Origin of the sequence: Chitinophaga sp. 30R24 (assembly GCF_049056765.1) — a bacterium.
Taxonomy (GTDB): Bacteria; Bacteroidota; Bacteroidia; order Chitinophagales; family Chitinophagaceae; genus Chitinophaga.
In genome coordinates this window covers 1387660-1407363 of the sequence record NZ_JBJGXX010000001.1, presented here as the reverse complement: position 1 = coordinate 1407363, position 19704 = coordinate 1387660, and the positions used below count along the sequence as shown (strand labels likewise).

The 19704-nt window shown below is 43.2% G+C and carries 19 protein-coding genes; 4 read left to right on the top strand and 15 right to left on the bottom strand.

Annotation, left to right across the window (positions count from 1 at the left end):
* Position 1 precedes the first annotated feature (1 nt).
* Positions 2 to 1009 carry a lysylphosphatidylglycerol synthase domain-containing protein gene (locus ACDQ55_RS05955; protein WP_420980304.1) on the bottom strand — a complete coding sequence of 336 codons (1008 nt, stop codon included), beginning with the start codon at positions 1007 to 1009 and terminating at the stop codon, positions 2 to 4.
* A gap of 13 nt (positions 1010 to 1022) precedes the next feature.
* On the opposite strand from ACDQ55_RS05955, the gene ruvC reads away from it, so the two are divergent.
* Together ruvC and ACDQ55_RS05945 are read left to right on the top strand one after the other, a co-directional pair.
* The gene (ruvC, locus tag ACDQ55_RS05950) at positions 1023 to 1583 is read left to right on the top strand and encodes a crossover junction endodeoxyribonuclease RuvC (RefSeq protein ID WP_420980303.1); all 561 of its coding nucleotides are present in this window, start codon (positions 1023 to 1025) and stop codon (positions 1581 to 1583) included.
* 189 nt (positions 1584 to 1772) lie between these two features.
* Positions 1773 to 2471, top strand: coding sequence for a response regulator transcription factor (locus ACDQ55_RS05945; protein WP_420980302.1), 699 nt, complete (start codon positions 1773 to 1775; stop codon positions 2469 to 2471).
* Between the two features lie 6 nt (positions 2472 to 2477).
* On the opposite strand, the gene ACDQ55_RS05940 is transcribed toward ACDQ55_RS05945, so the two are convergent.
* The 4 genes from ACDQ55_RS05940 to rsmA all read right to left on the bottom strand — a co-directional run bounded on the left by ACDQ55_RS05940 (position 2478) and on the right by rsmA (position 5310).
* Positions 2478 to 2867 carry an HIT family protein gene (locus ACDQ55_RS05940; protein ID WP_420980301.1) on the bottom strand — a complete coding sequence of 130 codons (390 nt, stop codon included), beginning with the start codon at positions 2865 to 2867 and terminating at the stop codon, positions 2478 to 2480.
* A gap of 103 nt (positions 2868 to 2970) precedes the next feature.
* Positions 2971 to 3444 (bottom strand): transcription elongation factor GreA, encoded by a 474-nt coding sequence (greA, locus tag ACDQ55_RS05935; protein WP_420980300.1) that lies wholly within the window; start codon positions 3442 to 3444, stop codon positions 2971 to 2973.
* Between the two features lie 184 nt (positions 3445 to 3628).
* The gene (locus tag ACDQ55_RS05930) at positions 3629 to 4558 is read right to left on the bottom strand and encodes an NAD(P)-dependent oxidoreductase (RefSeq protein ID WP_420980299.1); all 930 of its coding nucleotides are present in this window, start codon (positions 4556 to 4558) and stop codon (positions 3629 to 3631) included.
* A complete protein-coding gene (rsmA, locus tag ACDQ55_RS05925) occupies positions 4555 to 5310 on the bottom strand; it encodes a 16S rRNA (adenine(1518)-N(6)/adenine(1519)-N(6))-dimethyltransferase RsmA (protein WP_420980298.1) in 756 nt (251 codons plus the stop codon). Before rsmA ends, ACDQ55_RS05930 begins: the two co-directional genes overlap by 4 nt.
* 128 nt (positions 5311 to 5438) lie before the next feature.
* Here rsmA and pdxA point away from each other — a divergent pair, with 128 nt between their 5' ends.
* Positions 5439 to 6500 carry a 4-hydroxythreonine-4-phosphate dehydrogenase PdxA gene (gene pdxA / locus ACDQ55_RS05920; RefSeq protein ID WP_420980297.1) on the top strand — a complete coding sequence of 354 codons (1062 nt, stop codon included), beginning with the start codon at positions 5439 to 5441 and terminating at the stop codon, positions 6498 to 6500.
* Between the two features lie 18 nt (positions 6501 to 6518).
* Here the strand turns inward: pdxA and ACDQ55_RS05915 are convergent, their stop codons facing one another.
* The 10 genes from ACDQ55_RS05915 to ACDQ55_RS05870 all read right to left on the bottom strand — a co-directional run bounded on the left by ACDQ55_RS05915 (position 6519) and on the right by ACDQ55_RS05870 (position 18617).
* Positions 6519 to 6815, bottom strand: a complete 297-nt coding sequence (locus tag ACDQ55_RS05915; RefSeq protein WP_420980295.1) for a winged helix-turn-helix domain-containing protein — start codon at positions 6813 to 6815, stop codon at positions 6519 to 6521.
* A 97-nt stretch (positions 6816 to 6912) separates the two neighbouring features.
* Positions 6913 to 7563 (bottom strand): hypothetical protein, encoded by a 651-nt coding sequence (locus ACDQ55_RS05910; protein ID WP_420980293.1) that lies wholly within the window; start codon positions 7561 to 7563, stop codon positions 6913 to 6915.
* Positions 7564 to 7574: 11 nt separating this feature from the next.
* Entirely contained in the window at positions 7575 to 9731 is a 2157-nt protein-coding gene (locus ACDQ55_RS05905) for a TonB-dependent receptor (protein ID WP_420980292.1), read from the bottom strand.
* Positions 9732 to 9849: 118 nt separating this feature from the next.
* Positions 9850 to 11427 carry a F0F1 ATP synthase subunit alpha gene (gene atpA, locus ACDQ55_RS05900; RefSeq protein WP_420980291.1) on the bottom strand — a complete coding sequence of 526 codons (1578 nt, stop codon included), beginning with the start codon at positions 11425 to 11427 and terminating at the stop codon, positions 9850 to 9852.
* A gap of 81 nt (positions 11428 to 11508) precedes the next feature.
* Positions 11509 to 12069, bottom strand: coding sequence for an ATP synthase F1 subunit delta (gene atpH / locus ACDQ55_RS05895; protein ID WP_420980290.1), 561 nt, complete (start codon positions 12067 to 12069; stop codon positions 11509 to 11511).
* A gap of 59 nt (positions 12070 to 12128) precedes the next feature.
* Positions 12129 to 12623: a F0F1 ATP synthase subunit B gene (gene atpF, locus ACDQ55_RS05890; RefSeq protein WP_420980289.1), complete on the bottom strand. Its 495-nt coding sequence runs from the start codon at positions 12621 to 12623 to the stop codon at positions 12129 to 12131.
* Positions 12624 to 12740: 117 nt separating this feature from the next.
* Positions 12741 to 12998, bottom strand: a complete 258-nt coding sequence (atpE, locus tag ACDQ55_RS05885) for an ATP synthase F0 subunit C (RefSeq protein ID WP_079471016.1) — start codon at positions 12996 to 12998, stop codon at positions 12741 to 12743.
* An 86-nt stretch (positions 12999 to 13084) separates the two neighbouring features.
* Positions 13085 to 14233 (bottom strand): F0F1 ATP synthase subunit A, encoded by a 1149-nt coding sequence (atpB, locus tag ACDQ55_RS05880; RefSeq protein ID WP_420980288.1) that lies wholly within the window; start codon positions 14231 to 14233, stop codon positions 13085 to 13087.
* Between the two features lie 276 nt (positions 14234 to 14509).
* Positions 14510 to 16270 carry an ABC transporter ATP-binding protein gene (locus ACDQ55_RS05875; protein WP_420980287.1) on the bottom strand — a complete coding sequence of 587 codons (1761 nt, stop codon included), beginning with the start codon at positions 16268 to 16270 and terminating at the stop codon, positions 14510 to 14512.
* Between the two features lie 145 nt (positions 16271 to 16415).
* A complete protein-coding gene (locus ACDQ55_RS05870) occupies positions 16416 to 18617 on the bottom strand; it encodes a hypothetical protein (protein WP_420980286.1) in 2202 nt (733 codons plus the stop codon).
* Positions 18618 to 18996: 379 nt separating this feature from the next.
* On the opposite strand from ACDQ55_RS05870, the gene ACDQ55_RS05865 reads away from it, so the two are divergent.
* The gene (locus tag ACDQ55_RS05865) at positions 18997 to 19680 is read left to right on the top strand and encodes a response regulator transcription factor (protein WP_420980285.1); all 684 of its coding nucleotides are present in this window, start codon (positions 18997 to 18999) and stop codon (positions 19678 to 19680) included.
* The last annotated feature ends 24 nt before the right edge of the window (positions 19681 to 19704 follow it).

Genomic DNA, 19704 nt, shown 5'->3' with positions numbered 1-19704 from the left:
GCTATTTTTCCTTAAAAATTTTCACTCCTAACAACAACACACTGCCCAAAACGGCTGGCAGTACCAGGTTAATCAGCCATATTCCTATGGTGGCAGCTATGATGGCAATGGTATTGGAGCTAAGCAACCCGAGAAAAAATATACTGACCTTGCCTCGTACCCCCAGCTCTGCGATAGCAATGGTAGGCACTCCGGCCATCACCAGGTAAATTACGCTATTTAGCAGAAAAGCCTGCCACCATAGGAAATCCACACCCAGCGCGTCCAACAAAATCAAATACTGTGCCGAGAAGACGATGTACCGGATGGCTGAAAGCAGCAACAGATAACGTAATTCGGCAGGGGTATAGTTCACAATAATCTGCACAAACACCTTCGCTTTTCGAAGGAACGGCACCTTTTCAAATACAGACAGAATAATTTGTAACCGAAAATATAACAATATCGTCAGCACACAAATAACCACCAGCATTATCAAGATTATTTTCTGCCATAAAGAGGGGTTCAGGAAGGCGCTTTCCTTTACCAGTGCGAAGTTATTGATATAGTAAAGCAACCCAATTAACCCAAAGATAATAGTGACGATCAGCTGGCTGTAACTGCCTACAATAGTAGCCGCAATGGCTTTCAGCTTGTTATCATTTTTGAGGTAAAGAATACGTCCACCGTACTCGCCTACACGATTTGGCGTATTGATAGATAAGGATACGCCGGAAAGAACAGCGCTGAAAGCTTTCAGAAAGGAAACATCTTCCAGGGGCTTCACCAATTTCTGCCACTTCCGTGCTTCCAGCCCCCAGTTTAACAACATGAATATCAGTACCAGAAAAATGCCTATCCATCCCCGCTGCTGCAGGGTAACAGACATGTGCCGGATCGATTGCTGCAGGTTTTCTCGGTGAATGAGTTGTGAATAAATAGACCAGGCCAGCCAGGTAAAAAGCCCTGCGCCTAGTAAGTAATTGAGAATTATTTTGGTACTTTTGTTCAGATAGTAAAATTTTAGCAAAAATAAACTGTGGTTGGCAAACAAGTCAAAAATAATTCTCGGCATTGACCCCGGTACCCTGATAATGGGTTATGGGCTTATATTAATTGAAGGAAAGAAAGCCAGTCTTATTGACATGGACGTACTCAAACTATCGAAGTACAAAGACCACTACGAAAGGCTACAACTCATTCACCACAAGGTACAGGAATTGATTGAGCAATATAAACCAAATAGTTTTGCAATCGAAGCACCCTTCTTTGGCAAGAACGTACAAAGTATGCTCAAACTTGGGCGGGCGCAGGGAGTAGCCATCGCCGCCGCCATGCAGGGAGGATTGGAAGTCACCGAATATTCTCCCAAAAAAGTAAAACAATCGGTAACGGGTAATGGAAATGCCGATAAAGAGCAGGTATGGCTGATGTTGCAACGTATTTTGAACATCGCAGAACGCCCTGATTACCTTGATGCTACAGATGCTCTTGCCGTTGCCGTTTGTCACTTTTATCAGGCAAGCAGCCCACTGGCTGCTACCGGTAAAACAAAAGGCTGGGAACAATTCCTGCAACAGCACCCCGAAAGGATTGCCAGATAAATAACAGTGGATAAAAGGTTATTTCATAAATCCGTAAATTGTAGTTACTTTGGTTGAAATTCAACAACCCATTTATAGCTAGCAACGGCCATATACCGTATATAACGGCTTAACTATGAAAAGTGACCATCATTTGTTGTACAAGGGTTGTATAACAAGCTTTTTTATATTAATCAGCATCAGGCAGATATGAAAGCAAGAATCCTATTGGTGGAAGATGATCAAAATATTGGTGCAGTTACGAAGAAACGATTGGAAGAAGCAGGCTACGATGTTGTGCATAGCATAGACGGGCAGGCAGCCTGGGAACAGTTCCAGTTACGCTCATTTGATATTTGCTTACTGGATGTAGTAATGCCCAAAAAAGACGGCCTCGAACTGGCGCAACTTATCCGTGAACGTAATGACCACGTTCCTATATTATTCCTCACTTCTAAAAATGAAAAAGAAGACAGAATAGCCGGCCTGCAAACCGGTGCAGATGATTATATCAGCAAGCCCTTCAGCATGCAGGAACTTATCCTGCGTATAGAAGTTTTTCTGAAACGGACCATGAGCCGCAGCAAAGACCAATCGAACCTTTATACCATTGGCCAGCTTACTTTCGACTATGAAGACCTGCGCCTCTACACTGCCAATGGAGAAATCTCCATTTCTGTTACACAAAAAGAAGCGGACCTGTTAAAATATTTCTGCAACAATCCCAACAAAACACTGAAAAGAGAAGATATACTTTCTAATGTATGGGGAAAAGACGACTACTTCCTGGGCCGTAGCATGGATGTGTTTATTACCAAACTACGAAAACATTTCAAATCAGATCCGCAAATTAAACTGGAAACTGTTCACGGCGTAGGATTCCGGTTCAATATCCCTTCCAACAAATAGGCGCCGCTACAGCGCCGCCTGGATCTTCGCCTGGATCTCCTTAAACTCTTCAACAGACAGCTTGAGCTTACTGCGGGAAAAATTCATGTCATCTGCTGAATGGATTGGGATCAAATGCATATGCGCATGCGGCACTTCCAAACCTACCACACTAACGCCTACACGATTACAAGGCATCACCTGCTCAATAGCATGGGCAATAGGCTTGGCAAATACCAGCCACTCCTTTAACAACTCGTCAGACACATCAAAAAATTTGTCTGTTTCCGTTTTAGGCACCACTAGCGTATGGCCCTTTACCAGTGGGAAAGCATCCAGAAATGCACAGAAATGCTCGTTCTCCGCAATTTTGTAACCTGGAATTTCTCCATTGATAATTTTTGTGAAGATGGTCATTGTGTTTGGATATTTTGATACCTCAACATTAATACAAATTCTAACAATAAAAAAAGGGTTGCATCGTAATACAACCCTTTTATATCCTGAAAAAGTACCACTACTAGGCACTTATATCGTCTATTTTAAATTTAATCTGTCCGTTGGGCGCCTGCACTTCTGCAATCTCCCCTACCTGTTTACCTAATAATCCCTTGCCAATTGGAGAGGTAATAGATATCTTACCCGCTTTCAAGTCTGCTTCTGTTTCTGAAACAATCTGATAGGTAACGGTCTTCTTATTAGCTATATTGGTAATAGTTACCTTACAAAGGATAGAAACTTTTGAAGTATCAATAGCGCTAGCGCTTACAATGCGGGAAGTAGCAATGGCATTTTCCAGTATAGCAATTTTTGCCTCGTGTAAACCTTGCGCTTCCTTGGCGGCATCATATTCGGCATTTTCCTTCAAGTCACCCTTTTCCCTGGCTTCTGAAATAGCACGTGCAATCTCTGCCCTTCCTTTTGTTTTAAGGTAGGTCAGTTCGTTCATCATTTGATCAAGGGTTTCTTTTGTAACGTAGTTTATGCCAGACATAACCTGCTGTGTTTTTTTGGTTATAAGAAAAAAAAATCAACGCCTCCATTTGCACAGAAGCGTTGTTTACTGGTGTTATTGCAAATATAATGAAATTAATATAAAGAAAAAAGATCCTCTTCCATGCATTAAATCAATTGATAATCAATCTATTAATACATGGAAAGCATCCTTTCCAAATGGTTTACAGCATGTTCAGTTTCTCTAATACAATACGGGCCATTTTAATGCTCGCTTCATGAGAATACCCCGCAATATGGGGTGTTACTACTACATTAGTAGCTTTCAACAACCAGGCTAACTGCGCTTTCTCTTCTTCATTATAAGTACCCAGCTTTTCGTTTTCCAATACATCCAAACAGGCTCCTGCCAATACGCCATTTTCCAACGCCGCTATCAGATCGCGGTTATTCACCAGTTTCCCCCTGGCCATATTCATAAACCATACCGGACGGGCAAAAGAAGCAAAAAAAGCAGCGTTACCCAGGTACTTAGTTTCTTCTGTTAAGGGTAAATGTAAGCTTACCACATCGGCTTCCCTGAAAATCTCTTCCATAGTAGCCTCTTTTACAGCAGCGGTACCAAATCCTTTTTTATATTTATCGTAAGCCAGGATGTTAACATCAAATCCCTGTAATTTATGGGCAAAAGTGCTACCGGTATTACCATAACCGATAATGGCAACCGTTTTGCCGTTTAATTCCCAGGCCCGGTTACCATCGCGCTCCCAGATACCTTCCCTCAATTCGAGGTTACTTTTCAATACATTATTCAACAGGCAAAGCAACATCCCTACCGCCTGTTCTCCTACTGCATCCCGGTTACCTTCCGGGCTGCTTACACAGTGAATACCCTGCTCCTCAGCATAAGCCACATCTATCAGCTCCATACCTGAACCTAACCGGCCAATCCATTCCAGAGAAGTGGCCTGGTCTATAATCTGCTTATCTACCCAGATGCGGGTAGTCACGATCAGCCCTACACAATCCTTTACTTCATGATATACTTCATCGTAAGTAATAGCCGGTCTGTAGATAACTTCATAGCCTTTATCTTCCAGCTTTTCAATTAAATAAGGATGCGTTTTAGCGGTAATTAATACTTTCCTACTCATATCATCTTATGGGATAAGGCTGCAAAATCAGCCACAGTCAATTCTTCAGCTCTTTTTGAAAAGATAGGGTCCTGTGCCAGCAGTTCCTTCTCAAACATCGTTTTAAGTGGGTTGCGTAATTGCTTACGCCGCTGTCCGAAAGCAGTTTTTACCAGTACAAAAAACTTGCGTTCAGAAGCGATATCTGCCGGTTGCTCCAGCCTGGTAAGGCGGATTACGGCAGATTTTACCTTAGGTGGCGGATTGAAGCAGTTTTCATGTACCTCAAACAAATATTCAATCTTATAAAATGCCTGTAACAATACACTCAGGATACCATATTCCTTATTGCCATGCGAAGCGGCAATGCGCTGCGCTACTTCTTTCTGGAACATGCCCACCACTACCTCCACCTGCGAGCGCCATTCCAGCACTTTAAACATGATCTGGGTAGAGATATTATAAGGAAAATTACCAATCAGGTGAAAGGAGCCTTCATAAGGAATAACGGCATCGAGGATGCTCTCGTTGAGCAACTTACCCCGGATATCAGGGTAGGTCTTTTCCAGGTATTGCACCTTCTCTGTGTCCAGCTCTATCGCTTTAAAATGAATGCCTGGCAACTGCAACAGGTATTTCGTAATGGCGCCCGCTCCGGGACCCACTTCCAGCACCTGCTGGCCTTCGGTTACAGGTAACGACTCCACAATCTTCCTGGAGATGTTCTCATCTGTCAGGAAATGCTGGCCGAGTGATTTTTTTAGTGTATACATTGATGCACAAAGATAAAGCATTTAGCCCGGTTATCGCAAAGGAGCCCCGGATGAGCAAAGAACCTGAAACCATGTTACGTGAACCGCACTAAATGCTATATATTTGCCTCTCATTGAGGCAAATAAGCATGAGTAACATCCACATCAACAAACCGGTAATAGGCATTACCATCGGCGACATCAACAGCATTGGTGCTGAAATCATCATCAAAACGTTTATGGACGCACGCATGATGGAATTTTGCACACCGGTGATCTTTGCATCCAATAAAACCATCAACTTCTACCGCAAGCTGATGAATGAAAACAATTTCAATTACCAGAGTATCAAAGATTTTACCCGTTTGAACCACAAACAGGTAAATGTGTACAACTGCTGGGAGGAAGAAGTGCAGATCACTCCGGGTGTCCTCAATGAAACCGGCGGCAAATACGCTGCCCGCGCACTGGAAGTAGCGATCAAATGCATCCAGGAAGGATATATTGACGGATTGGTAACCGCTCCTATTCACAAAAACAATATACAAAGCGCCAACTTTAACTATACCGGCCATACCCCTTACCTGCGGGATGCCTTCAATGCCAAAGATGTGCTGATGTTTATGACGGCAGATAACATGAGAGTGGGGCTGCTCACCGAACATGTTCCTATTGCCGAAGTAAGTAAACATGTTACCAAAGAAAATATCCTGGGAAAGCTGCAACTCATGAAAGACAGCCTGATAAAGGATTTCGGTATAGATAAACCCCGCATTGCCATATTGGGCCTCAACCCGCATGCTGGAGACGATGGCCTCATTGGCCGGGAAGAAATAGAGCAGATCATCCCTGCGATTAAACACGCCAAAAACAATGGAACACTCTGCTTTGGCCCCTATAGCGCCGATGCCTTTTTTGCCCGCGAAATGTTTAAACAGTTCGATGGCGTACTGGCTATGTACCACGATCAGGGCCTGATCCCTTTCAAATCGCTGGCTACAGGAAACGGTATCAACTACACTGCCGGCTTGAACATTGTACGTACTTCGCCCGACCATGGCACCGCCTTCGATATCGCCGGTAAAAATATCGCCGATCCGGAGTCTTTCAGACAAGCCATTTTTACTTGCCTCGACATCCTGGAACAACGGGAACGCTACGCAGAAAATACAGAGAACCCATTGAAGAAAACAGAACTCGCATCGGAATAGCTGCTAATAACCAGTAGTTTATTTCTTTACTGTACCCAGATAAGATTGTATAGCAGCCACGTAATTTTCGAAGGCCTTTTTACCAGTAGCAGTTAACTTGCAAACAGTTTGCGGATAATGATCCTTAAACTGTTTTATTACTGTGATATATTCTGCATCACGTAATTTATTAATCTGTACACTGAGGTTGCCCGCAGTGGCATTTGTCTTTTCTTTCAATAAAGTAAATTCAGCTTCTCCAATACCCATCAATATCGACATAATAGCCAACCGCAATTGTGAATGTAATACCGGGTCCAGATCTTTAAAGTCCATGAGGCAGGTCAAATTTAATGATATAGATATTTAGTTACTTGGACACTTCATTAATATGCCAAAATAACTAAATATCTGAATAATAAAATCCTCAAAATTATTGCTGGGCAGCTTGCAATAGCTGGCGGGCATAAGGTTCTCCCCAATGCGGAGCAATACTACTAGCAGGCTTAAAAGAGGCAAACTTCTCCAATGCCAGTGTCAGCGTAACTTTAGCCTTAGTTTTACTACCCCCAAACTGTTCTGGCGTAAAAAGCTGCGACTGTCCTTCCAGCAAGTATACACGCGGATTTCCCGGATCATAGGCTTTGGCCTGCTGCAATTGTGAAGCCGCTTCCATACCATATTTAACGCCCCTGCTCATAGGGTCTACCGTTAACCGGGCAGTAGCTATCAGGGAGCGAATACAAGATATCTCTGTGTTTTTTGGACTCAATGCCTCTGCCTTATCCAGGTTAGCTTCGGCTTTGTCTGCCAGCGGATCTATCTGTGCTTTATCTTTCAGTATCAATGCCTGCATCACTTGCGTATATGCGGCATAATAATAAGGCAGCCACTGATTTTTCTCTGCGTCGGCAATCCGTTCAAAGGTATTACCTTTCTGTTGCAACAGCTCAGGCGTAAAAGTTTCACTGCTATCTAAATCAGCAGTTTGTTTTGTCATAGCTTCCACGTATTGAGCACGCTGTGCCATCAAAGTGGTAGTACAACTGGCTATCAGGCAAATAGCTAAAAAAAATTGTTTCATATTTATAGTCATTAAAGATTATTAATCACATCTTGTCTTCTATCGATACCAAAGTTCATGATCATACCCAGATAAATAAACCGGGGTACATTGGGGGTGATTTCATCACGGCGCAATCCATCACTGGAATAATGATAGCCAAACACCTGTTTGTTGCCCAATGTATTGCTTACAGACAATACTAAGATGGTAAATGCTTTACGGATATTAGTCAAGTAACTGGCACTCAAACCAACCGAGTTATACGTCATCGTTCTCTCAGACATGAATTTGTCTTGCGGTAAATTAGGATTATAATAAGGCCGGCCGGTAGCGAAAGAATAAGTAAGCCCCAGATTAGTGCTAAGCTTTGGCAAATAATGTTTGTAAACTAAACTGGCAGTATGATTGGCCGCAAAATCCGGTTGCACCTTAAACGGATAGTTCAGATAATCACGTTTAGTATCCAGATAAGAATAAGAAACCCAATAGTCTATGTTCCGGAAGGTTTTGCGGTCGCGCCAGAACAGTTCTATTCCCTGTGCATAGCCGCTACCGTTATTGCCGTAAGCAGGCACTGTTTTAACCAGGTCAGTATATTTCTTGTAAAACAACTCGGTACGGAAAGTATAATCGCTTGCCACCCGTTGATAGCTCACGATATAATGCGTAGCCTTCATATATCCCAGGTAGGGGTCGAAGCGGATATATTGTGGCTCCGGTTTTTGGTAATAGTCTCCCCAGGCCACAGAAAACTGGCTTACGTTGTCCACTTTATAGGCCAGCGACACCCTGGGCGCAAAATTCATTTTACCCAATACTGAAGTATATTCCATACGGCCACCCACCCTTCCTACAAAGCTGGGCGTAAAGTAAATATCACCTTCTGCGAATGCCGCCGTATAATTATCTACGTAGTTAGCCTGGTGTAGGTACTGTGCAGATTGCTCTACCGCATATTGGTACTCTGCTCCTAGGCGCAATACAGAAAAACGGCCCAGGTTTTTATATACCATTAACTTCGACTGGCTCAGATCCGACCGCACTTTAATCAAGGTTGGCGCTGGCTGTTTCAGCAAGGTATCTGCGGTTATATTATCTGTATTGGTACTAAAAGAAGCGCCTAAATACAAGTGCCAATCATGGCCAATGTTCTCTTTATAGGTGAGGTTCGTATAGGCGTTATTGTTTCGCAACTGAAACAACTCCGTATAGCCCGGATACTCCAGGCTATTGGAATTAAAGCCCATTTTGGTCCAATTACCATAGCCATAAAATTTCAGTATACCTGTAGCCGATGTTTTATGACGGAAGTTAACTGAGGTACCAATCATCTCCGGGCCCATGTTAGGCGTCTCTTTAGGCTTTATCACCTTAAAGTAAGGTGAAAGATTCGTATAGTCTGCTTCTATACCATAAGAGGTTTTTTTATCTTTAGACAGGTTATCCAGGCCTGCGTTCACGCCTATTACTGATACCCCCACTGTAGAGGACGAACGTTCCGGCAGGTCGATGGATTCCAGGATCAGGGCCGAAGACAAAGCCTGTCCATATTGGGCTGAATAGCCGCCACTGCTGAAAGTAGTACCTTTAAACAAGAAAGGAGAAAAGCGGCCACGTCCCGGTATGTCTGGCAAACTACTGTAAAAAGGATTCCTTACCATCATCCCATCTATTAATGTTTGGGTTTCATAGCCAGTGCCTCCCCTTACAAAAAGTCCTTCGCGGTCGTTGGTTTGTTGGGCGCCAGGCAAAGTTTTGATAGCATTTACAATGTCTGCCCCCGCGCCCGCAGTGGTAACGATATCCAGCGGCTTCAATACAGTCCCTTTTTTATCATCACTCGCTTCAAAGCTGCCGGCCGAAATAGTCACTACCCGTAATGCATTTATCGCATCTTTCAATACGATATTGAGCTGCTGGTCGGTGTCGGTGTTTACTTTCAATTCTATCGGCTGGTATCCGGTGAGCGTGGCAACGATCAGTTGCTCACCCGCCACTGTAGTAGTAAAGGAAAAAGTACCATCTGCAGCAGTAGTGGCACCATCGTAAGCACCTTTAACTGAGATATTTACGCCTGGCAAGGGATGTTTTTTGTTATCTGTCACCTTACCATTGATCTTACTTTGCGCTACAGTACATAAAGGGAAACCTATCAGCAGATATAGATAGAGGTTGAATTTATACATACATAATGGATTATGAGCACAAATATAAACTAGTTTATCATATAAATCAAATATCACAAAAAAGAGGTGTATCTGATGGTACACCTCTTTTCTATATTTTTATTAGCAATTATACTACTTATGCAAATCTGGCTTTTAATTCACTAGCCAGGGTCACCATTTTCTTCAGGCCATCTTCTGGCAGGTTACCTTTTTTGAACTCAGCGAGTACTTCTGGTAAGCGTACCTGCATTTCATTCAGGAAAGCTTCTTCAAAAGCACGTACTTGTTTTACAGGAACATCGCGCAGTAAGCCATTGGTACCGAGGTAGATGATAGCCACTTGTTTTTCTACCGCATATGGGCTGAACTGTGGTTGTTTCAGGATTTCCACGTTACGCTGACCTTTATCGATAACTGCTTTAGTAGCAGCATCCAGATCTCCACCGAATTTGGAGAAAGCTTCCATTTCGCGGTATTGCGCCTGATCAAGTTTCAGGGTACCGGATACTTTCTTCATGGATTTGATCTGTGCATTACCACCCACACGGCTTACAGAGATACCTACGTTGATCGCAGGACGGATACCAGCGTTGAACAGGTTACCTTCCAGGAAGATCTGACCATCGGTGATGGAGATTACGTTAGTAGGGATGTAAGCAGATACGTCGCTCGCCTGTGTTTCGATGATAGGCAATGCAGTGAGGGAACCACCACCTTTTACCAGGTGTTTGATAGAATCTGGCAGGTCGTTCATTTGACGGGCAATTTCATCATTGTTGATGATTTTTGCAGCACGCTCAAGCAAACGGCTATGCAGATAGAATACGTCACCAGGATAAGCTTCACGTCCAGGAGGGCGTTTCAGCAGCAGGGACACCTCACGGTAAGCTACCGCCTGTTTAGACAGATCATCATAAACGATCAGTGCAGGACGGCCTGAGTCGCGGAAAAACTCACCGATAGCAGCACCGGCAAATGGAGCATAGAACTGCAGAGGAGCAGGATCAGCAGCATTTGCAGCCACAATGGTAGTATAAGCCATAGCACCAGCTTCCTGTAATGTTTTCATTACACCAGCAACGGTAGAAGCTTTCTGACCGATGGCTACATAAATACAATATACAGGTTTACCGGCATCATAGAATTCTTTCTGGTTGATGATGGTATCGATACAGATAGCGGTTTTACCTGTTTGACGGTCACCGATTACCAACTCACGCTGACCACGGCCGATAGGGATCATCGCATCGATCGCTTTTACACCTGTTTGCAGTGGTTCTTTTACTGGTTCACGGTACAATACACCTGGCGCTTTACGTTCCAGTGGCATTTCATACAGTTCTCCTTTGATCGGGCCTTTACCATCGATAGGAGTACCCAGTGTATTTACTACGCGGCCTACCAAACCTTCACCTACATTGATAGATGCAATCTGTTTGGTACGGCGTACTTTATCACCTTCTTTAATACCTGCTGATTCACCCATCAATACCACACCTACGTTATCTTCTTCCAGGTTCAGTGCAATTGCTTTTACGCCATTGCCGAATTCCACCAGTTCACCATAACGCACGTTACCTAAGCCGTAGATGCGGGCGATACCATCACCCACCTGCAATACGGTACCCACCTCTTCGAGGTCGGCAGTAGCATTGAAGTTGCTTAATTGCTGGCGTAATATCGCCGAAATTTCATCAGGTTTAATATCACCCATAACTATGATTTTAATAAAAGTCGTTAGATAATTTAGTTTAACGACAACAGCTTTGCGTGTACGCAGCGGCTGCTGTATTGATTAACGTAAATCAGATACGTAAATATTCTTGTTGAATTGCTGTTTGAGATCTTTCAAATCACGGCTTACAGAAGCGTCAAACAGTTTATCATTGGCTTCCAGTACAAAACCGCCGATCAGTTCCGGATTTACAGCAGCTTCCAGCTCAATATGCTGGGTAGTACCGGCAGCTACTCTTTCGCGGATGATGTTCAGCGTAGCAGCATCCAGTGCTACAGCAGTGGTTACCTTCACTTTCACTATATTTTTGAGTACCATGTACTCGCGTGAAAACTCGGTAGTAATTTCCTCCAGCCCGCCTTCACGGCCCTTGTTCACCAGCAGGTTAATAAAGGTAATGGTAGTAGCGCTTACACGGCCGGAAAATACAGCGGCCAGTATTTTTTGCTTTTTATCTGCCTTTATAATAGGGCTCTTAAGCAAACTTACCAGGTCCTTGCTGCTTTTCAACACCTCGTGCAGGAACAGCATGTCGGTATTCACCGCTTCCAGCTGATTCAGTTCCTGAGCCAGATCTATCAATGCCTTTGCATACCGGGATGCTAAACGGGGATTCTGCATATTTATCTTGCTTTTAGTTTTAGCAACCAATAAGGCTGCTAAAAACAGTATCTTTTTTCTTAATTCAATTTGATTTCTTCCGCCAGTTGTTTCACGTAATTCTCCTGTGCTGGTTTATCAGACAGTTCCTTTCTCAACACTTTCTCTGCCACTTCAATAACGAGATTGCCTACCTGGTTCTTCACATCCGTTAACGCTGCCATTTTCTGGTTTTCGATAGCGGAATAAGCTTCACTGATGATCTTTTTAGCTTCTGCTTGCGCTTGTGTTTTGGCTTCGCTGATGATCATATCCTTTGCTTCTTTCGCTTCTTTCAGGATCTTACTTCTTTCTGCCTTCGCTTCTGCCAGCACATGCTCGTGTTCTGCTTTCATCTGTGCCATTTCGTCCTTTACTCTTTCTGCCGTAGCAATAGAGTTGGTGATAGAGTCTTCCCTTTCTTTTAAGGTAGAGAGGATAGGAGTCCAGGCAAATTTTTTCAGGATCAGAAAAACGATGATGAAAATGAATAATGAAATTAGAAACAAGCCTAACGCGGGTTGCAACAGATCCATATAATTAGAATTTTATATTTTTTATATTGATATTGACTAAATGCTGGATTAAAAACGGCTGTATAAAATTACTGCATCCATTGCCCTGTGCGCCGGATGCAGTAAAAAGTTTGTGGCTTACAGAACTACCGCCAACAGACCAGCGATTACGCCGAACAGGGCAACACCCTCTACCAGCGCAGCAGCCAGGATCATGTTTGCACGGATGTCGTTAGCAGCTTCTGGTTGACGAGCGATAGACTCCAGTGCGCTCTTACCGATGTTACCTACACCGATACCAGCAGCGATTGCTGCGATACCAGCACCAACAGCACCACCAGCTTTAGCCAAACCAGATGCAGCAGCAGCCTGCAATAAAATAGACAAAAGTGCCATAATGAATATGTATTTGAATTAAAAAAATTTCTTACTTAAACGTTGCCTGCGGAAAACCTTGTTCCAGGCAACTACTCCCTGATGCCTTAGTGGTGCGCAGCGTCATCGTGCGCGCCTTCCATAGACTGACCAATGAATACAGCGGTCAAGTTGGCGAAGATGAAAGCCTGGATGAATGCTACCAGCAATTCCAGCATCATCATTACGATATTGAACAATACAGTAATAGGCAGGAAGCCATAACCAGCCACCTTATTTAATGATCCAAATATAAATACCAGGGAGATAATGCTCAGAATGATAATGTGACCAGCCAGAATATTGGCAAACAACCGTATCATCAGGGATATTGGCTTAGTAAATACACCGATGAGCTCTACTGGCGCCAGGATAAATTTTACACCGAAAGGTACAGGAGGATTAAAAATATGTCCCCAGAAATGTTTGTTGGTAGCCAGCATGGTGGCGATAAAGCTGATAATAGCCAATGCAGCTGTTACTGCCAGGTTACCGGTTACGTTGGCAGAACCAGGTAAAAGCCCCAACAGGTTGTTAATCAGGATAAAAAAGAATATAGTCAGGATAAACGGCGTGTATCTTTCTGCATGTTTACCCGGAATATTAGGCCTTACTACTTCATCACGCATAAATATGATCACCGGCTCTATCAAGCTCTGGAAACCCTTAGGGGCTTGTTTAGCACCACGGATTTTATACGTTTTAGCCACATTCAGCATCAATACAACCAGCAGAATAGCGGCTATAATCATAGAAGTGATGTTCTTCGTCATGGAGAAATCGTAGATCTGCTCTCCGGTTGGATTATCGTTAGCATCCACAGCAATGATCTTTCCATCCAGGTATTTTGCAGGGTCCAGACCCTTTTCTTCCAGGTAATGCGCATTTACCAAACGGTAACCCTCGTACGCCTCATGACCATGATGGAATTTGGAAGAAGAAAATACAGAAGTACCACGGGCAGGATTATAGATGATTACAGGTAACGGAATAGTTACATGCATCTCACCAATGCTGAACAGATGCCAGTCGTGTGCATCCTTTACGTGGCCGAGAATTGTTTCTTTTGCATCAAAACCTCCCTTGTGCTCTTCTTTAGGCTCTTCTCCCTCCTTATCTGGGGCAACTGTGGTTACAGTTTGCTCAGGATGAGTATCCGCTGCAAAGGAAAAATTACTAATACCGTGAAGGCCTAAAACCATCACAAGTGCTACCATTCTATGTTTTAACCAATTGAAAGAAATCACCGTTTTCTGAAATTTTGCGCAAAGATACTCGGTTTTACTTAGAAAATTAAGCGACCACAAAAAAAAAGAACGATATATTCTATTTTAATTGAAAATCAATTAATTACGATCAAAATAGCTCTCTTTTTTGCAGCAAAAAAAGACCGTTGAAAGCAATGGTCTTAAAAAGTATTTTATATGTAATTTTTTATAATTTATTTATCGTAGATATATACCTTGCATATGGTCAACTGGGTAGTCGATTTGTTACGCTTTACTGGCGCTAAACTGCATGCTATATAACTTGTAATAAAACCCTTCCTGCTTTAACAGCTCTTCATGCGTGCCCATCTCCCTGATCTCTCCTTTATCCATTACAATAATCTTATCTGCTTTACTAATCGTGGATAAACGGTGGGCAATAATAATAGCGGTACGGTCTGCAATCAGTTTATCGATGGCCCGCTGGATCATTAGCTCCGATGCTGTATCTACAGATGAAGTAGCCTCATCCAGCACTAAAATAGCCGGATCATACAGTAAAGCCCTCACAAAGGAAATCAGTTGCCGCTGGCCCAGCGAAAGGGTACTTCCCCGCTCCATTACCTGGTAATCGTATCCACCAGGCAATTGCATGATAAAGTCATGGATACCGATCAGCTTAGAGGCATCTTCTACCTGTTGCCTGGTAATATGGCTATTGTGTAAAGTGATATTGTCATATACAGAACCCGCAAACAGGAATACATCCTGCAATACCACCCCTATTTTGCTGCGCAATGCCTCCAGGGAATAGGCAGGCAGGTCGATGTCATCTATCTTAATACTGCCCTTCTGGATTTCATACAAACGGTTCAGAATACTGATAATAGTAGTTTTACCAGATCCGGTATGCCCCACAATAGCTATCGTATCACCCGGATTGGCGTGGAAACTGATGTTTTTCAATACATACCGGTCTTCTATATAGGCAAACGATACCTGATCGAAAGTAATAGCTCCTTTCATACCATCGGCCGGCTGAAGCCCCAGGTCTGGAATATAGTCTTGATTATCCAATACTTTAAATACCCGCTCGCTGGCTACCATTCCCATCTGCAGGGTATTAAACTTATCAGCCAACATACGCAGCGGGCGGAATAACATGTTCAGGTACATAATAAAAGCGATCATTACCCCCTGGGTTACCTCATAGTTCAATACCTTGTTAGCGCCCCACCACACCATTAATCCCAATGATATGGCCAGGATAATTTCCACTACCGGAAAAAATACCGAATAGGCGAAAATAGCATCTATATTGGCCGTACGATGCGTTTTATTGATCTGTTTAAAACGGGCAAATTCCCTTTTCTCCGCCGTAAAAGCCTGTACCACTAACATCCCGGTCAGATGCTCTTGTACAAAGGCATTAAGCGCAGATACAGCATTACGCACCCGGTAAAAAGATTTATTCACACTTTCCTTAAAAATATAGGTGGCAAAAATCAGGATCGGGAAAGGCGACAGGCTGATCAGGGTAAGCCGCCAGTCTTCTATAAACATCACCACCAATATGGCAATGATCATTAGCAGATCTGCCACGATGGAAATAATTCCCTCGGAAAATACATCGTTGATTGCTTCTATGTCGTTGATTGTACGGGTGGTAAGCGTGCCTATCGGTGTTTTATCAAAAAAGGCCAGGTTCAGGTGCACTATTTTCCGGTACACGGTTACGCGCAGGTCTTTTACAACAGATTGCCCTAACCAGTTTGTAAGATAAGAAAAGAAAAAGCGTACCACTGTTTCCAGTAACAACAAACCTATCTGTATAACAGTTACCCATATCAATAGCTGCATCAGCTGATTGGCAATATATTTATCCACAGTTACCTGTATCAGGTACGGACGTAATGGAGAAATAGCGGCCAATACAACCGTTAAAAACATAGATATGTAGAAAGACCGTTTATAGGGGGCTGCGAACGAGAATATGCGCCGTAACAAACTAAAATCAAATACTTTCTTTACCGCCAGATTTTCCAATGTGCCAGGTTTAAACTACCCGGCAAACCTACGACAAAAACGATTAAGTACCATCTCTAACGTAACCAGCAGAACCTTCCTTAAAACAACAAGCGCAAAGATCAGAGAACCTTTGCGCTTGTTGTTTTAAGGAAGGGAAATCCTTTTATATTTTTTCTTCTTTCATGATCTGTTTATACGCTTTGATAAAGATAGCGCCCAGATTTTTGTGTGGCGGTACATAATCACTGAACAGGTCCTTGTTACGGGCATCCCCGGCAAAATGTTTAGTCAACTGCGCCCACATAACTACCCAGTCTACATTCTTTCCGGAACGGATCTGGTCTTCCAGGGTGTGGATAATTGGCTCATTCACAAAACGGGTACCCACCTGCTTGGAGGAGATAATATGTGCTTCCGGCGCTTTTTCCAGTACTACAGCCAGATTATGATAACCACCGCAAGAGCCTAATACCACTATCCTGGCAGAGCTTTGCAGGTTATCCAGTGTGGTGTTGATATGGTAACTATGTCCACGGTGAATCACCACAGATGGATGAATATCGTTTTCATCCATGTAATCGGAGAGCTTGGAAATCGCTTCTTTATCACCGGGCTCATCAATCGGAAGATTGGCGTAAATGGTAGTAGCCTTACCTTTTAGCGAAGAGATAGTAGCCCAGTATTTATTCTTGGAAACCCTCCACTCTGAAGAGGGGAAATTGGTCATAAAGCTGGCAAAAGATTCCTGCCCATCTTTGTCACCATAAAAGAATACCTGTTGGTACACCCTGCCACTATCGCTTTCCAGGTCTTTATAGTTAACATAATTAATAGGCGGCAACGAGAACTGGGTAGCCAGATCGGTAGCCTTGGAAACATCATTTTCATCCTTTGAAGTGGTTTCAAACAGGCTGCTAAGCAATTGATAAATCACGGTACCGCGCTTGTCATCATGCTTTCTTACATAAGCGAGGTTCTTTTTTACTTCTGCCCGCAGGAAATCCAATAGTTTGGGATCGCGGATACTGCCAAAGGAATTGGCTACATCCACCGCATCTTCCAGGTCTTCGGTAGTTTCCAGGTTCTGCACGTATTTCTGCATGAGATAATTGGAATTCTCCGGCGCCATGGATTTCAGGAAGTTGTCGAGGGTGTTAAAACCTGCGGCCATGGCAATAAACTTCTTGAACCGGTCAAAATTCACGATCATCAGTAAGCTGTCGCCGCGGGGAGGCTTCATACGTAACATCATCTGGTCGTACAGCCCTGCGTTATTATGGTTAGTATAACTGGAAGTATACAATTCTTCCTGGCCATTGATGATCAGGTAGTACAGCTCTTCCGGCGTAAAATTCTTTACGATATTGAAACGGACTGGTGCCGGTTCTTCGTGCAGGTCGTTCACTTCACGGATAAACAGCAACGACTTGGCCTGCATATTTTCCATCATGGCTTTAATCCCAAAAGGATGCTGCCCTTCTGCTCTCATTTTCTGCAGTGCGATCATGGATTTTACCATCTTCTTATAATACTGGTAATCGTTCGCAACGATAGGCTCAAGTTTTTCCACCGTAGTAGTACCGGCTACCAGCTCATCGATAAAAGGCAATATCCGGGTGCTTTGTGGCGACTGGCCGATCCGTACAATTTGTTGTACCAGTGGATCGGGATTGCGTTTGATCGCATTGGCCATAGGCGTGTAGGACGTAGCATAGGTAAGCACCTGGTTCGGATACTTCCGGGCTACTGCCGCCACAATGGAGTCTGTACCTGGATAATTCAGGTATTCGCTCAATTTGGGCATTATTGTTTCCAGGTTATTAAACGCAAACTTGGTAAAGATTTCGCCCTTAGCCGCTTTATATCCCGGGTTGTCTCTAAACGATTCGATGAGCCGCTCAGAAGCTTCATACGAGAGGTTATGCATATAAGGGGCAATACTTTGCCCTTTAATATCGGCATGCATCATATCCCGGAAAGCATTTATTATGGCAGGTGCTTCCTCTGGATCTATATTGTGGTGGGCGCGCTTCTGGTTGTAATCTTTCAGCACTACATAGATACCAGAAAGATATTTTACTTTCAACCGGTGATCAAGAGAGTCGTTTGCCTCGATTTCCTGCTGCATATCATCCACCTCTTTGATCAACGCATTGGTCACCTGCAGGTTGGTGGTTTGATCATCAGATACTTTCACGAGGTCATCTGCCTTGCCATCAAATTTGATGGCTGCTGCCTGTTCTTTATCAATGTTATCATGAAATCCCTGCCGACTGATAGGAATAGGATGATGACTATTGTTTTGTGCCTGCAACCAGCCAGCTAAAAACAGCAACAGCGACAGTACTATTAAAAATCTTCTCATACTAAGTAAAACTTTTCCCGAAAGACGAGATAGCAAATTTACAACCAAAATACAGAGTTTGTCACGTTGCTTTTACTATCTTTTGTTTTTCATGATGATATATATATAATTTTTTACGCTAAACTACCAACTGACAATACGTTAGGTCCTTTTCCACAGAAATGGCAGCTCTCCAACAAACAAGCTGAACAACAATAGTAATCATTTATATATAAATGTGCGATAATACTGATATGGCAACACGATAAATATTTCACGTAACTTGCACGTGGTAGCGGAAAGCAGCCAATTGTGAATTAACAATTTCATAATGTTAATTCTCCATTAATCACGAGGATGGCGCTATAATTTTGTCCCGTCTTTTTAAAGCAAAAATTTTATGATAGACCAAGCGGTTGCAGGAAAAATACTGGTAGTAGATGATGAATTGGATATTCTGGAAATTATCAGCTACAACCTTAAAACAGCAGGTTATGACACCGTAACCGCCAAAGACGGCAGCGAGGCTATACAGAAAGCTAAAATATTCAGACCGGATTTGATCATGCTGGATATCATGATGCCCAACAAAAATGGTATCGATACCTGCCGTGAAATCAGAAAGCTCCCTGAGTTTAAGGACACGATGGTATTATTCCTGACAGCACTCAACGATGAGAAATCTGAAGTAGATGGGTTGAACATGGGCGCCGACGATTACATTGCTAAACCCATTAAGCCAAAATTACTGGTTAGCCGCATCAATGCACTGTTCCGCCGTTTGCATAAACCGGAAGAAACACGTGTTACCCTGGGCGACCTGATCATAGACCGTGAAAAATTCACGGTAACGTATAAGGGCCAGGAAATTATTCTGGCAAAGAAAGAATTTGAATTGCTGCAGTTACTGGCTTCCAAACCAGGCCGCGTATTCCTACGCAACGAAATACTCAACCAGGTGTGGGGCACCGAAGTAATTGTAGGCGACCGTACCATTGACGTACATATCCGTAAAATACGCCAGAAAATAGGTATCGATCTGATTACTACCGTAAAAGGTGTAGGATATAAATTCGAAATGTAACATAAACTATCAGGAGCTAGTGGC